The 14,744-nt window shown below is 41.6% G+C and carries 14 protein-coding genes; 4 read left to right on the forward strand and 10 right to left on the reverse strand.

Annotated features, from left to right (window positions below):
* Positions 1-16: 16 nt before the first annotated feature.
* Positions 17-508 carry a rhodanese-like domain-containing protein gene (locus tag A4U59_RS20905; protein ID WP_083270827.1) on the reverse strand — a complete coding sequence of 164 codons (492 nt, stop codon included), beginning with the start codon at positions 506-508 and terminating at the stop codon, positions 17-19.
* 535 nt (positions 509-1,043) lie between these two features.
* Here A4U59_RS20905 and A4U59_RS12450 point away from each other — a divergent pair.
* Entirely contained in the window at positions 1,044-1,547 is a 504-nt protein-coding gene (locus A4U59_RS12450; RefSeq protein WP_070120907.1) for a DoxX family protein, read from the forward strand.
* A gap of 227 nt (positions 1,548-1,774) precedes the next feature.
* The gene (locus A4U59_RS12455; RefSeq protein ID WP_070120908.1) at positions 1,775-3,478 is read left to right on the forward strand and encodes an oleate hydratase; all 1,704 of its coding nucleotides are present in this window, start codon (positions 1,775-1,777) and stop codon (positions 3,476-3,478) included.
* An 86-nt stretch (positions 3,479-3,564) separates the two neighbouring features.
* On the opposite strand, the gene A4U59_RS12460 is transcribed toward A4U59_RS12455, so the two are convergent.
* From A4U59_RS12460 to A4U59_RS12480, 4 genes are all read right to left on the reverse strand, one after another.
* Positions 3,565-4,128 carry a TetR/AcrR family transcriptional regulator gene (locus A4U59_RS12460; protein WP_070120909.1) on the reverse strand — a complete coding sequence of 188 codons (564 nt, stop codon included), beginning with the start codon at positions 4,126-4,128 and terminating at the stop codon, positions 3,565-3,567.
* A gap of 428 nt (positions 4,129-4,556) precedes the next feature.
* Positions 4,557-5,498, reverse strand: a complete 942-nt coding sequence (locus A4U59_RS12470; protein WP_070120978.1) for an NAD(P)H-dependent flavin oxidoreductase — start codon at positions 5,496-5,498, stop codon at positions 4,557-4,559.
* A 399-nt stretch (positions 5,499-5,897) separates the two neighbouring features.
* On the reverse strand, positions 5,898-6,197 hold the full coding sequence (locus A4U59_RS12475; RefSeq protein WP_070120911.1) for a HesB/YadR/YfhF family protein: 300 nt from the start codon (positions 6,195-6,197) through the stop codon (positions 5,898-5,900).
* A 229-nt stretch (positions 6,198-6,426) separates the two neighbouring features.
* Positions 6,427-8,025, reverse strand: coding sequence for a HEAT repeat domain-containing protein (locus A4U59_RS12480; protein WP_070120912.1), 1,599 nt, complete (start codon positions 8,023-8,025; stop codon positions 6,427-6,429).
* A gap of 319 nt (positions 8,026-8,344) precedes the next feature.
* On the opposite strand from A4U59_RS12480, the gene A4U59_RS12485 reads away from it, so the two are divergent.
* A complete protein-coding gene (locus tag A4U59_RS12485; RefSeq protein ID WP_070120913.1) occupies positions 8,345-8,848 on the forward strand; it encodes a DoxX family protein in 504 nt (167 codons plus the stop codon).
* A 72-nt stretch (positions 8,849-8,920) separates the two neighbouring features.
* On the opposite strand, the gene A4U59_RS12490 is transcribed toward A4U59_RS12485, so the two are convergent.
* Both A4U59_RS12490 and A4U59_RS12495 read right to left on the reverse strand, forming a co-directional pair.
* The gene (locus tag A4U59_RS12490) at positions 8,921-10,225 is read right to left on the reverse strand and encodes an MFS transporter (protein ID WP_070120914.1); all 1,305 of its coding nucleotides are present in this window, start codon (positions 10,223-10,225) and stop codon (positions 8,921-8,923) included.
* 64 nt (positions 10,226-10,289) lie between these two features.
* Positions 10,290-10,862 carry a TetR/AcrR family transcriptional regulator gene (locus A4U59_RS12495; RefSeq protein WP_245680552.1) on the reverse strand — a complete coding sequence of 191 codons (573 nt, stop codon included), beginning with the start codon at positions 10,860-10,862 and terminating at the stop codon, positions 10,290-10,292.
* A 265-nt stretch (positions 10,863-11,127) separates the two neighbouring features.
* Between A4U59_RS12495 and A4U59_RS12500 the strand changes: the two genes are divergently transcribed.
* On the forward strand, positions 11,128-12,807 hold the full coding sequence (locus A4U59_RS12500; protein WP_070120916.1) for a beta-propeller fold lactonase family protein: 1,680 nt from the start codon (positions 11,128-11,130) through the stop codon (positions 12,805-12,807).
* A gap of 104 nt (positions 12,808-12,911) precedes the next feature.
* Here the strand turns inward: A4U59_RS12500 and A4U59_RS12505 are convergent, their stop codons facing one another.
* The 3 genes from A4U59_RS12505 to A4U59_RS12515 all read right to left on the reverse strand — a co-directional run bounded on the left by A4U59_RS12505 (position 12,912) and on the right by A4U59_RS12515 (position 14,555).
* Entirely contained in the window at positions 12,912-13,799 is an 888-nt protein-coding gene (locus tag A4U59_RS12505) for an alpha/beta hydrolase family protein (protein WP_070120917.1), read from the reverse strand.
* 124 nt (positions 13,800-13,923) lie between these two features.
* Positions 13,924-14,367 carry a DUF6773 family protein gene (locus tag A4U59_RS12510; RefSeq protein WP_070120918.1) on the reverse strand — a complete coding sequence of 148 codons (444 nt, stop codon included), beginning with the start codon at positions 14,365-14,367 and terminating at the stop codon, positions 13,924-13,926.
* Positions 14,368-14,369: 2 nt separating this feature from the next.
* Entirely contained in the window at positions 14,370-14,555 is a 186-nt protein-coding gene (locus tag A4U59_RS12515; RefSeq protein ID WP_245680554.1) for a helix-turn-helix transcriptional regulator, read from the reverse strand.
* Positions 14,556-14,744: the final 189 nt, after the last annotated feature.

Below are 14,744 nucleotides of genomic sequence, written 5' to 3' on the forward strand. Positions count from 1 at the left end.
TAATCCATGCATGCACTTATTGCTCGACGTTCAGTCCAGCTTCCTCCCATGCCACAAATCCCCCAGACAATGAAGACGCCTCTTTCCCGCCTACATTTAATACACCTGATGTTTGAGCAGCACTTTGGCCAGTTGTACAAATGACCAGCACGCGTTTATCTTCTGGTATTTCATTAAACCTTTTCCCGATTTCTTTTAGCGGGATATTCACAGCTCCCGGCAAATGTCCTTTATGAAAGGAATCTTGAGGGCGGACATCAAGGATAAAAAAGCTATCAAGATACTCTTTTACCTCATCGACATTTAAAATGTGCTTATTATCGGGATAGTACGTATAGAAATCAACAATTGCCTGTTCAATAATATCCTCTTCACTTACTTGTTCTATTGATTCATTGCTCTGAACAGTTGCTTTTTCCTCATTGGCAGCTGTCTCTCCCTTATTACAACCACCTAAAACAATCATAGTCAGAAAAACGATTACCACACTTTTAAATATATGTTTCATAACAACTGACACCTCTTTTTTATTTCTATATCTGCGGTTTTCCTTTTAACCTCATTGATGACAACACTATAGCAAAGAAATGTGTTAGTTATGAAAAACATTAATGAAGTGCGATTACAAGTTGTTCGTTTATGAATGATAGACAAACCGTGATTATATGGAAGCTTGTGAGCTTGATTGTCCCTTTAATCATTTGCGAACGTATACCAATAGATTTAGTTCAAGTGCAAAAAGTCTTTAGCGATTACGATACCAGCAAACAGGTTGAAAAAATAGAACCGATCACAACTGGTATGAGCACCAGCAATTATAAAGTCTTAACAAATAACGGCCGATATTTCTAAACAAGATCATTCAGGAACCGCCCGGATATATCCGCCGAGTCTCTGTCAATGACCAATGTCACAATTCAGCCAAAAGAAATTGACAACGATGTGAATGATTGGAAAAACCACTTTTTCACCATGTAAATCATGGTAATCTATAGACGTAGAAAGAATTCACCAACACAATCCAATTTTAAGGAGTGGGCAAAATGGTTAATTGGTTACGCAATAATAACATCGCTTCTGCACTCTTATTGATCGTCAGAGTTTATCTTGGATATTCATGGATCACAGGCGGATGGGGGAAAATCACTGGAGGAGGATTTGATGCTTCCGGATTCCTGCACGGCGCGATCGGCAAAGCTTCAGGAGACCATCCTGCTGTCCAGGGCTGGTGGGCTTCTTTCCTTGAAGGATTCGCACTCCCTAACGTCGGCCTGTTCAACTTCCTTGTACCATGGGGAGAATTCCTTGTCGGAATCGCATTGATCCTTGGCATCTTCACAACATTCTCAGCTTTGATGGGGATCACCATGAACTTTGCATTCCTGCTCTCCGGAACAACCAGCACGAACCCGCAAATGGTCCTGTTGACGATCTTCCTGCTAGTAGCTGGAGCGAATGCTGGAAAGTATGGCCTTGATTACTATGTGCTGCCTTATATCCGGAAGGTCTTGAACAAGGATGATAAAAAAGAAGTTTATACAAACTAATAGATTTCCGGACCGGCAAATCCCCTGCTGATAGGGGGTTTGCTTTTTGATTTACACACGTATCTATTCAATATTTAGCTGGTACTTTTATCATAAGACCTGCACAATTCAAAGACTTTGTTTCAAATTTGCACACTTAGCCTCCTTTGGTAATTTCACTATATATTTTTACTCTATATCATTTAAATGGAACAGGATACTTAACTTAAAGGAGGATAAATTGAATTATGGGAAGTTATGAAAGGATCAACCCGGTAAAACCTAAAGGAATTGAAAACAAAAAGGCATATTTAATCGGTGGAGGCATCGCTTCATTAGCTGCTGCTGAATACTTGATTCGTGATGGTCATATGGACGGTAAACAGATTACGATTTTAGAACAGGATCATGTTATCGGCGGCGCTTTGGATGGTTCCGGAAATGCGGAGGATGGATATCTTGCCCGCGGCGGAAGAGAAATGGAAGAACATTATGAATGTGTGTGGGATTTATTCGGAGGAGTTCCCTCTCTGGAAGACCCTGAAAGAACGGTTTTAGAAGAATTCAGAGAATTAAATATTGTTGATCCTAACTATTCAAATTGCCGTGCAATTGCCAATCGTGGTGAAAAACTTGATTTTTCAAGTCTCGGATTAGCTGAACATCACGTCAAGCAGCTCACTAAGTTATTTCTTGCAACAGAAGAGTCTTTAGGTGCAGCTACCGTTGAACAATTTTTCGATGATTCATTCTTAGAAACGGATATGTGGCTATATTGGAGAAGTATGTTTGCATTTGAACCCTGGCACAGTGTGGTAGAGATGAAACGTTATATGCATCGTTTTATCCATTTGATGCCGGGAATGAGCCGAATGGAAGGATTAGTATTCACTAAATACAATCAATACGATTCCATGGTTCTGCCCCTTAAAAAATCGCTCGAATCACAGGGTGTGGTATTTGACTTAAATACACAAGTAACGGATTTAGATATCGATATTGCCGGAAATAAAAAAACAGTTACAGGAATTCATTTAACTCGCGATGGCAAAAAACAAGAAGTGATTAAAACGACTGAAAATGACCTGGTATTCTTCACGAATGGCTCGATGACGGAAAACTCCACGCTCGGAAGCATGGACAAAGCTCCAGTTTTAGATAAAAGCGATGGCGGAAGCTGGAGTCTGTGGAAGAAAATCGCTGAAAAAGATGCGTCATTCGGAAACCCGGAAGTCTTCTGTGGTGATATTGAGAAAAGCAAATGGGAATCCTATACGATAACGGCCAGGGGCCCTAAAATGAGAGAACTTGTCGAGAAATTTGCTGAACGCAAAATCGTTCCGCATCGGACTGTAACAGGGGGAATCATAACCGTTAAAGACTCAAGCTGGTTATTAAGTGTTACGGTAAATAGACAACCCCAGTTTCTTGACCAGCCTAAAGATGTGATCGTCCTCTGGGCATACGGTTTATTCCCTGATAACGAAGGCGATTTCATTAAAAAGAGAATGAGTGACTGTACCGGCAGGGAATTATTACAGGAACTTTTATATCATCTTGGTATTGATGAGAAAGATATGCAAGAATATATTGATACATCCATTGTCATTCCTTCGATGATGCCGTACATCACAAGCCAATTTATGCCTCGTGTTAAAGGGGACCGGCCGCAAGTAGTGCCTGAAGGAAGTGCAAACCTTGCATTTTTAGGGCAATTTGCAGAGATTGAAGGGGATTGTGTATTTACTGTAGAATATTCCGTCCGTTCTGCGATGATCGCTGTATATACTTTACTTGGACTCGAAAAAAATCCACCTGAAATATATCCGAGTCAATATGACATCCGTGTGATCGCCAATGCCGTTAAAACATTAAATAGCGGCCGGCCGTTGCCAGCTGAGCCGATCATTAAAAAATTGTTAAGCAATACATCTTTAGAAGGTTTGATATAAAGTAACAGTATTTTGAGAGCGTTTAGTTGAAACCGAAAAGAACACACTATTATTTACACACTCTAAAAAAGGAAAGTTATGTTTTATTAACTTTCCTTTTTTTCGTATTTCAATAAGGCTCTATAGATCTCCCCGCTTATGATTTTGTCAAGGTTATGGACAATTTCTTCAGTGTCTTCCATCATATTATTTTTTATCCAATCAATGATTACCCCTACCAGAGCAATTTTATAAAAGTTCGCCACATATCGTTTATCTTGTTCTGATACATTCAGACCTTTTGCGAATTCATTTACAACTCCCAGTATAATCGTAAAGGATTCATTATATAAATGATTTTCCAAAATGTCTCGATCGATTGAATGATAGGTGTTCATTACTATTTTTTTATTTTTATACAAATACTTGAATATTTCCAAAAGCCCTTTTTGCCACGACACATACGTCTTATCTTCTCCGACTACTTCCTTAAGCTCGGTTTTATAAATCCATTCCAAAAGATCATAGATGTCATTAAAATAATAGTAAAAGGTACGTCTGTTCAATTCACATTCTTTAACAATATTGTTAACCGTAATCTTGGCTAGCGGTATTGTTTGCATTTGTTTTTTTAATGACTCAGCCAATGCTTTTTTCGTAATCAGCATCATATATTGCCCTCTCTATAGATAGTTTACCCCAGTTGTTTTCCGGCCGCTCAGCACAACAGGCACTTACCTATAAAATAACACACTGGGTATACAAAAAAAATCACACGAAGGTCAGTGCTAGTGTTTGCATATCTATAGAATATTTCCATGACATAAACAGTGCCTGTTCATTAAACGAAGAGCGGCCCGCATCAAGACGATGCCGGCCGCTCTTTTTTACTGTTTTTTTAACGGCTCTGTTAAACGCTAGTGTTGATTTCTGCTGCAGGTACTCGCTTTCACCACAGCACAAGTACGACATCTGTACCTGCTTCCTGCCGGAGTCTCGCACCTTCCACTCCAATCAACTAGTGAAAGAAATCAACATTGAGCTTTAACGCAGCCTTTTTCATAAGAAAATGAGGACAACCTCCATAGGGGGACACCGCTTAATGAGCCGGAACCCTTTCGCTAATGTTCTGATATTCCTCCATAAGCCGATCCATAATGGTTTTCACCGGCAAAATGTCTTTGATTTCGCCAACCCTTGCTCCGGAGAATACCAGTCCATCCGTCACATCGCCGTTCATGGACTTGTATAGCGAGTCCAGCGTGCAAAACTGATGGGAACATTTCTTTAAGCAAGCCACGCATTTTTCGATTTTCAACTTCTTCCCCTCGATGATTTTATCTGTAAGGGCGTTTTTAATCGCTCTTCCCTGTAAACCGACAGTCGTTTTCACCAATAGTGTGTCTTCTTTTTCCGCACCAATGTATGTATGTTTAAACGACTCGGGGGCATCGCACTCCTCACTTGCCACAAAACGTGTACCCAGCTGAACGCCTGAAGCGCCCAGCCTCATTGCCCTGGCGATATCCTCGCCGGTCAAAATCCCGCCGGCAGCAATAACCGGCACGTTAACAGCTGCCGCCACTTCAGGAAGGATGTCGAACAAAGGCCTGTCCGTTCCGAGATGCCCCCCTGCCTCATGACCTTCCACCACAATGGCCGCAGCACCTAACCTTTCAGAAAGCCTGGCCAGCTTCGCAGATGAAACAATGGAAATGACCGGCACCCCATACTCCCTTCCCCATGCATACATATCCCTTGAAATGCCAGCTCCGGATACGATGAAATCCACTTTCTCTTCCATTGCGGCCTTCATCTTCTCCGCAAAGTCATTCATGGCAAACAGCACGTTCACACCGATATATCCCGCCCCTTTTGTCAGCTCCCTTGCTCTGGCGATATGACCCCTTAATTCTTCGGTTGAAATGCCGGTTCCGGAAATTGTACCGATTCCGCCGGCATTCGCCACAGCCGCCGCAAGCCTGCTTAACGAAATGCCTACGCCCATTCCCCCTTGTAAAATCGGAACGTTCGGTTTCATATTTCCTATCTGCAATGCGTTCACTACATAACCCCGTTTCTGGAAAATTTGACCCTCATCATGCGAATCAATGGACGGAAACTGCCACCCATTCTCGAGCCTATGCCTTAAACCTTATCAAAGATTCGTTCTTACATATGTGAGAATTGTTACAAAAAACCAAAAATAAGAAACAAGTATTAATATCTGGTACTAAAAAAGATGCATGCCTCCATACCGCGGTAAAACGGCAGGTGCATGCACCACTATATCCCCACACGCAAAAGCGGGGTTCGGGGTTCACGGCGACAGGGTTCCCCCTCAATTCAAGATACTTTCCCAATCCCTCTCGGGGAGAAACTCCGGTCACCTCACCACTTGAAGGTCGTTTGGATTTTCGCCTGATTCGGGCTGGTCAAGTCAAGGCCCCTGTTCGTTGAATTCGTACTCCAGACCTTGTTCTGTGTTTTTGATATGCAAATCGTGCTCTTCCAAAAGCCATGCATCCTGTTCACTGAAATAAAACGTGATGCCTTTCACTTCATCTTTGATGGTGACGGTCCCTTCTTTTCCTGTCGCTAGCCCCAGATAATAACCGGGATGGACCGTGGGGATGCCTCCATATATTTTAACCACAAAGCGAACGTAATCCCCCTGTTCCAGCCCCAATTCAGATATGAACCAATCGGCTGCTTCTTCCGTTACCGTCAACTTTTTCATATGACCTCTTCACTCCTCGAAATAAGAATCACACATTAAGTATACCCAACCTCAACTGTCCTTCAGCCTAGGGACGGAGGGAGAGACAATTCCCGCGTCCCTACACATGGTGCCGCAGATATACAACGTGCCTGTCACTCCTCGGAATTTGTCGATAGTCGACATAAATCGAGGAGTGACAGGCACCGCTATATAAAAGTTATTATGAACCTATTTATAAGAAGAAAAATTAAAACCCCTTTAAATAAAACTCTATATGTCTTCTATCTTCTTCGTCCAATTCACTTCCGTACCTCATTAATGCTTGTCTGATAGACGCTTCCTGTTCTTTACTCGGCGCACTAAAAGTCCTGTTAAAAGCTGCAATCCATTTTACCAACTGTAATTTGCCATAATCACTGATCGAATCGTCGTTGTGATTTACATAAAACTCAATAATGAATCGGATAGAATCCCACTTTGGAAGTGACGCTAGCAAAATAGCAGCATTATATTTACTGTGAGGGGTTTTTCCCTCTTTATATACTCGATATATTTCATTCACCTTGTCATTGTAAAAAGTTTTTTGCAACGCCTTTCTGGCTTCTTTCGCAATTCCATTATGATCATGACTCAGCATCTTTATAAATTCAGACCTATAGTTATTAGCGTCCAGCATTGATATGGCACGAATGGCAGCTTTCACATTTCCAGCCTTTTCAGATTCCAGAAACGGCAGAACCGCTTCGATATGATTTTTATCACCAACTTCTCCAATTCCTAATAAAGCTCCGCGTAAATTCTCATTATGGGGATGGTTGATCACCTTTATATAGTAAGAGGCAAAATCAGTAATGCCCAGTTTCTTTAATAAAAATCTTGCTATCGACCTTATAGTCCCACTTTTATCAAACAGAGCTTTTTCAAGGTCTTCTCTACTTTGATGAGGATTAAAAGTATAGCTTTTCAGTAAAACTTCAGCACGTATCTTTGGAAATTTATCTCTTTTTAAAATTGAGTAATACGCATTAAATTCATTTTCATTGATGTCATTCATTATTTCATTAAATAATAACAGCCGTGAATGAGGCTCTTTTTCCAGTTTTAAATATTCAACTAGCGAACTTCTTTTAAACATGTTCGAATAGATCATAATTTTATAGCTGAAGTACCTGATTTTATTATCTTTTGATTTTGTTCCCTTGTGCAGGAAAGGGACAGCTTCTTGCTGTAAAAGGAGTGTTACTACTTTTTCAATGAGAACACTGTGATCAACGCGGTTAGAGTTCTTTAACTTAAACACAATCGGCAAGTGCTTTACAATTTGTTCGGCATAGCTGACCTTTATACGATTGTGAATAAGACTCTTCGCTATATTCCTAACCTCAAAAACCCAGTCATTGCACCGTAGCAGTAAAAATGGAACTTCTCTTCCTGTCTCAAATGCCCCTAATAACTTTAGAGCTTTTTCCCTGAAGAATCCATTTGGATGAAAGGTACCCAGCCCTAAAACGGTTACCTTCTCATCATCAGAGATATCTGAAAAGTAAAGGTTCTTTGGTGACTCATTTTTCCAATCATATGACCAATCCATAGAAGTTCTGTTTCTGAAGAGCGTATCTAATGCTAATACCTCTTTGCTCGTTAACTGGGATAGACATAGATGAAGAGCCTCAACCGTCCTTTTTTTCAAGTCATTTGAATGTGTCAGCAAAAATGAGAAAGCAATAGGCACTTTAGTTAGATCGTTATCCATTACTATAGAATGCAACACCTCATCTTTATATTGATTTGAGTATTGATCGGCAGGATAATCCTTTTTGCTTTTTTTAAAAAAATCCCAACTCAACTGTCCGCCTTCTTTCTTAATGGTGATGCATACATTGTATCATCCGGCTTATCCGAACAATCCACACGATGAAGGAATTCAGTTCACCTCCGCACAACTGCAGGGAGTGCAAACAAGTCATAATAAAAATTTCTAAGCAGCCACATCACCCAGCATCGCCCGCCAAGTCACTGTCAATGACCCATGTCATAATGAAGCCAAAATAAATTGACAAACATGTGAATGATTGTAAAAACCACTTTTTTATCATGTAAATAATGGTAATCTATAGACATAGAAGGACTTCACTAAAATAATCCAATTTTAAGGAGTGGGTAAAATGGTTAAGTGGTTACGCAATAATAATATCGCTTCTGCACTCTTATTGATCGTCAGAGTATATCTTGGCTATTCATGGATCACAAGCGGCTGGGGAAAAATCACCGGAGGGGGATTTGACGCTTCAGGATACCTGCACGGCGCGATCGGCAAAGCTTCAGGTGATCACCCGGCTGTCCAGGGCTGGTGGGCGTCTTTCCTGGAAGGATTCGCACTGCCTTACGTAGGCCTGTTCAACTTCCTTGTACCATGGGGAGAATTCCTTGTCGGCCTCGCATTGATCCTTGGTATCTTCACAACATTCGCAGCCTTGATGGGGATCACCATGAACTTTGCATTCCTGTTCTCCGGAACAATAAGCTCCAACCCGCAAATGGTCCTGTTGACAATCTTCCTGCTTGTAGCTGGAGCGAACGCTGGCAAGTATGGTCTTGACTACTATGTTTTGCCTTATATCCGCAAGGCGCTTAACAAGGATGGTAAGGAAGAAGTTTATACGAGCTGATAGGTTACTGGACTCGCAAATCCCCCGTTGTTGGGGGATTTGTTTTTTTGTTTAGTGGGACGGAGTGACAGGTCACGTGTCCCAGCTTTGCACTTGGGGCGATGTTCCTGTCCCCATGTCCCTTCCCCTTTCCGGTTGAACTTCTTTTGTCAGCCAGGTAAATAGAAGGATCGAGGTCAATCCCATCACGCCAAATATCACAGTAATGAAAACGGCCGGGATCCAAGCGCTGATAATGATGAATATTCCTGCCGTACTTACGCCAACGATAGAAAACAAACTATAAATCGCCATATATTTGCTGCGGGCATGATCCGGCACCATATTTGCCAGCAATGCCTGTTTAACCGGGATATGCATCAATTCCCCTAAAGATGCAAAAAACATGGCAATCATCAAGGTTGAAGGGATGCTGCTGAAGCTGATGACCGTAAATCCGGCAAAATAAAGGAGTAAACCAACCAAAAGCACAAACCTGTCTGCAAGCTTTTTCATCATTATCGAGACGACTACTGTCAAGCACACAACCAGGATTGTATTTTCTGACTTTAAAATACCGATCATATTTACGCCATCGACTTCCAGGGGAAGGAAAGGGAATATAGATTGAGGTTCCGCAAGTTCATTTTTCAACCGAATTCCAATAACATTCGTCAATTGTTCTTCTATGGAGAGGATTAATAAATTACCGAAAACTAATGCTCTGAATGCCTTATGTTTCAGTACATGTTTGTAAGACTTGAACATAGATAAACGATTGGCTAGTTCGCCTTCCTGTTCCTTCAATCTCTTCCCGGGCACAATCCTGAATGTTTCTTCAATAAAAAATATGGTGACGAACAGGGAAATAAGGGTGGTGAGAGCAACCCCCAAAAACAAGAAAAAAATAAAATCATCAAACAAAAACGCCCCGAGCATCCCTCCTAAAGCAATAGCCAGGTTCCGAAACCAGTACGAAAATGTGTAGATGCTTCTTCTGTTCTCTTTATTGCTTACATCGATAATGAGCGCCTGATAAGCTGGCTCAGCTGCTCCTGTACTGAAATGAATCATCAAAAACAAAAGAAACGTTACGTAAGGAAGATTGGTAAAAGGGGAATTTGCTAAGGCTGCTCCGACAAATCCCATCGAAACAAGCGCCTCTGCTAAGACAATGACTTTCTTTCTGCCGATATGATCGGATACAAATCCTCCGATTATGGTACCAACAATGCTTGCTGCCATTACACCTAAAAACATGAAGCCTGTTACAACCGCCCCGAGGTTGTTTGAGAAATAGATGACTAAGTAAGGAGTAACCGACATTGTTGCCATTGTTGTTATGAATTGCAGGACAAGCCTGATTCGGACAGTCGAATTGAAACTGAAAAAACTCATGTGACTCCTCCTTTTTAAATGATTGAACAATCAATCATTTATAGTTTGAAAAAAAGACCAAAACTTAATTTGGTTTTGGTCCGAAAAGCTGCATCGCAAACGGGGCGAATTTCTCCCACACATCGCTATCCGGTTCTTCTGTTAAGTTTACGCGCAGACCCATCAGGAGGCTTGTGTAAGAAGTTGCAATGAACAGAGGATCTTGATGATAAAGAAGTTCTTTTCGCTGCCCTGTTTCAATTAGTTTTACGAGTTTTGCCCTGAATGAATCATGAAAAGCATCCAATTCCTCAAATGTTTTTTCGAAGCGATGATGATGGGAGATCACTTGAACGACCAGATTGAGATACGTGCCAAAACGCGCAAATAAGCTGATCTGGTTCGTAACCATCCTCTTTAGTTCATCAAGCGTGTCTTGAGCTTCCGGATTGAAATTGAGGATTTGCTTCGAATAATCTTCAAGCGGTTCGACAACGGCACAATGAAAAAGCTCTTCTTTATTTTCAAAATATGTAAAGATACTGCCGAAGCTGACTCCCGCTGCCCCGGCTATTTGCTTCATGGTCGTTCCCTCATACCCCTGTTCTGAAAAAAGGCCGATTGATTCCTCTATGATCTTTTGTCGTTTTTCTTTCATTTTTAACTTCTGGTTTTCAGAAAGAGCCATACTTCTCACCTTCAATTTACGCGATTTTATGATTGAACAATCAATCATTCATATAGTATTTTAATCTAATACATCCATTTTGTAAATGGCTGCTCCATCTCCTTCACCCATTGGGTTCATTAAAGGGACGGAGGGATCAGGTGTCCGAGCTTTGGGCTTTATACGATGAACTGTCCCTCAGATAATGTTTTGTTACGCACCTGCATATATATTAATACAACAAATATAGGGGTTGATGAGTATACCTACTTTCGCCTATGTTGCAAACACGAATAAAGTATCAGTGATTGATACAAGCACCAATACCATCGTAACGACTATCCCCGTTTTATCTCCCGGGGATATTACGAAAGATATCGCCATCACGCCAGATGGCGCCTTTGCTTATGTGACAAATCTTTCTGATACTGTGGCTGTAATTGACACATGCACCAACACAGTCGTTGATACGATCACTGTCGGGGATTTTCCGGCAGGTATCGCGATCACGCCAAACGGTGACTTTGCCTATGTTGCGAACTCAGGCCTTGCCACCTCTCCTTCTGGCACGATATCTGTCATTGATACAAGTACGAATACAGTCGTGACGACGATTCCTGTTGACCGGGATCCCATCGGCATTGCCATAACACCTGATGGGAACTTTGCTTATGTGACGATTGCAAAAGCCGATGCGGTATCCGTTATCGATACGGAAACAAATACTGTTTTGAAAAGCATACCTGTCGGAGATTTCCCCCAGGGCATCGCGATTGCGCCAGACGGCAGCTTTGCGTATGTCGCAAACCAGGGACAAAGCGCCGCAGCCAATACCGTATCTGTCATAAACTTAAATACGAATACAGTAGCGGCGACGATCACTGTCGGCACGGCACCTACTAATGTCGCCATAACACCGGATGGCCAGATCGCTTATGTCACAAATGCCGGGAATGAAACGGTTTCTGTTATTGACACAGATACCAATTCAGTGCTTAAAAACATTCCTGTTGGTGCCTGTCCTTTTGACATAGCCCTAACACCGGATGGGAACTTTGCTTATGTGACCAACGCCTGTGATGACAGCGTTTCTGTAATTGGCACAAGCACAAATACCGTGTCAGCTACAATCCCCATTGGCGACCTGCCACTTGGAATCGCAATAGCGGATATTGAATTCCCATGCCCGGCGCCATCTGAGCGAATATGTATCGAAGTGGACAGAATTTTTGATTCCTGCATGTTCGAACTGGAACAGCAAAAATGCTTTGAATTCTCCAGAGGTCAAGACACTTCATGTGAAATCACAAAAACGGAATGCACCATATTGGAGATAATTGAAGTGGATGGGCAGCAGGATGTAGTGGATGTGAAGTTGCAAATAAAGGTGTTTCTCAGCTTTGGCAGCAAGCGTTCTGGCGACCATGATTCTGCCAGGGTAATATCTTTTGAGAAAAATGTGACACTCACCAATCCAGAAGGGGCAGATCTATTCTTTGATGTCACAAATGCAGCCTGCACATGTATTCAGCAGCACGATACAAAAAGTAAACAGAAGTTAACTTGCACTGTGAAAGTGACGGCAACGGTCAAATCCAAAAAACGCATACAAGTTGAAGTGCCCTTTTTAAGAAGCTGTGAACCCGAGCCCTGCATTTCTGACCAGGGCGCGCTGTTGGAACCCGGCCAGAGTTATCCATTTCCGAATGAACCTTCTGAAGTAAGCAAGATTTTCTTTGAAGCGAAGACCAATCCGGGTATGACTTCGCGAGTCATTGCATTTCTTAACGGATTGCCGGCTGCGTTTGCTATTGTTACCGATGAACGAAATCCGTTTGAACTGGTGCTGCCGGGCGGGCCGCATCCTGTTGGGAATGTTTCGCTTCGGAATACAGGTGATTCGATGATTTATCTTTATCATTTAATGACTGAATAAAAAAGGTCACTTTCCGAGTTCATCAATTCGGGAAGTGACACTCCTATTAAGATTATGGAAGATTTTTTGTAAGCAGAAGAAGCATCCTCCTGCTTAGGGCTCCATTAAGAATTGAGGTGATTTAATAGATGACTGCGCAATTCCTCTGAAGCAAGAGCCCCTGTAATGTGTCCTTTATCAATGACACTTATGACTTTCTCGTTGTAGCATCTCTTTTGCCTGTCAAATTCGATAATTTGGTCAAATCGGGCTAATAGAGGAAACACATTATCATCCTTAATTTGCTTGTATTCTTCTTCAAAATTCAATGTGTTCCTGATCAAATCCGGATTTTCCTTCACTAGATCACTTGCCAGCTTTTTATAATAAGACGTTAAAAACAGATCATCCAAAGCCGCTCCAGCAAAAATCGGAAGATAAACATCTGCACTATTATAATAACTTCTGTGCAGGTTCACAACCCAGCCCCCGAGGCTTATGCCTGCGACTGCCACCTTGCTGCACCCGTTGCTTTTCAAATACTGCACCAGCATTTCCATCAATTTAACTGAAGCTGACAGCATTGCCGTAAAGTTGGACAAGTCCCTCATTTTTTCTAAATAAGCCTTCATGCCATCATTATGAAAAGGTGCCCGAACACTTATCAGATTAGCATTAAATAGATCTTTTTCAGCTAAAATGGCGGACTTAAACGTATTCTTGGTGGCAAATCCATAATTAAATGGGCGTTCATTATTGCCATGGTGATAGATAAGGGTAGGATATTCCGGCCCAAGCCACTTTACAACATGAAAAGCAGGATCCAATTTGCCGGCAAGGGTTTCCGCCTCAATTTCATAAAAGCCTTCTGCCTTAATATCAAGGGATGGCATCTCAATATGATTAAGATGATCTTCAAATCCCGGGCTCTCTACACTTTCTCTGAACCATTGACTCTTCTTAAAAAACAGGGCAGTCATTGCAACACTATACTTGTCCAGGAATTCATGCATATTGGCCAGCACCTTTCTACATTCGCATTCTAGATATTTTTCCGGTTTCCTTTACTGTATATTCATGCTTAAACCAATTCTGCCAATTCATCAGAACGATATTAGGAAAGTTATATGAGCGGCTTTAGTCGATATCTTTATTCGCCTGCTTTTCACTCGCAGAAAGCAGGAAAAATTGAACGCCAAGCCAGATAATGAAGAAAATCACTGCACCAAGCAACAGCTGAAACAGATCAGAACCTGTAAATTCCACTTTCATCACGATTGCCTGAATCACTGTAAAAACGATCGTGCCAACAAGGGCACCAACAAACATGATAGACGTTCTCGTTTTATTCTTCCGATAGGTGATATAGTACCCCTGCATGACATTATTGACGGTGATATAGATGGATATCCCAATTGTCAAAAGGAAGATATCCAGGTACTCGGCAGCTTCTTGATGCAATATGAACTGCCGATAAAGCAAAATAAGCCACAGCCCGATAAATACCAATCCGAACGCACTGGAGTTGATTTTCCTTTTCCCTTGCAGGATCCGTTCGTCTTGAATCTGCTTTTGTTTCATTTTTATTCCTCCCAGAAAAGTTCATCCAGCGTTTTGCCTAACACTTTACAAATTGAAATGCATAACTGGAGTGTCGGGTTATACTTCCTCGCTTCAATGAGCCCGATTGTTTGCCGGGTCACCCCTACTTTTTCCGCCAACTGCTCCTGTGTCAAATCCTGCTCGATCCGCGCCAACTTCAGCTTCATATTTTTCTGTCCCAACAATATTCCCCCTTGGAGAAACGCTGAAAAGATGTAAGAATTATTTAACATTATGCAATATAAAAATAATATAATGCAAGTTAAATATTTCTATATGACAATTATATATTACATTCACTAAGTATATTTTACTCCTTGTTTTGGCGTTATGCAACTGTTTCACCGACTGGAAAT

It is taken from the genome of Bacillus marinisedimentorum (assembly GCF_001644195.2).
GTDB classification, from domain to species: domain Bacteria; phylum Bacillota; class Bacilli; order Bacillales; family Bacillaceae_O; genus Bacillus_BL; species Bacillus_BL marinisedimentorum.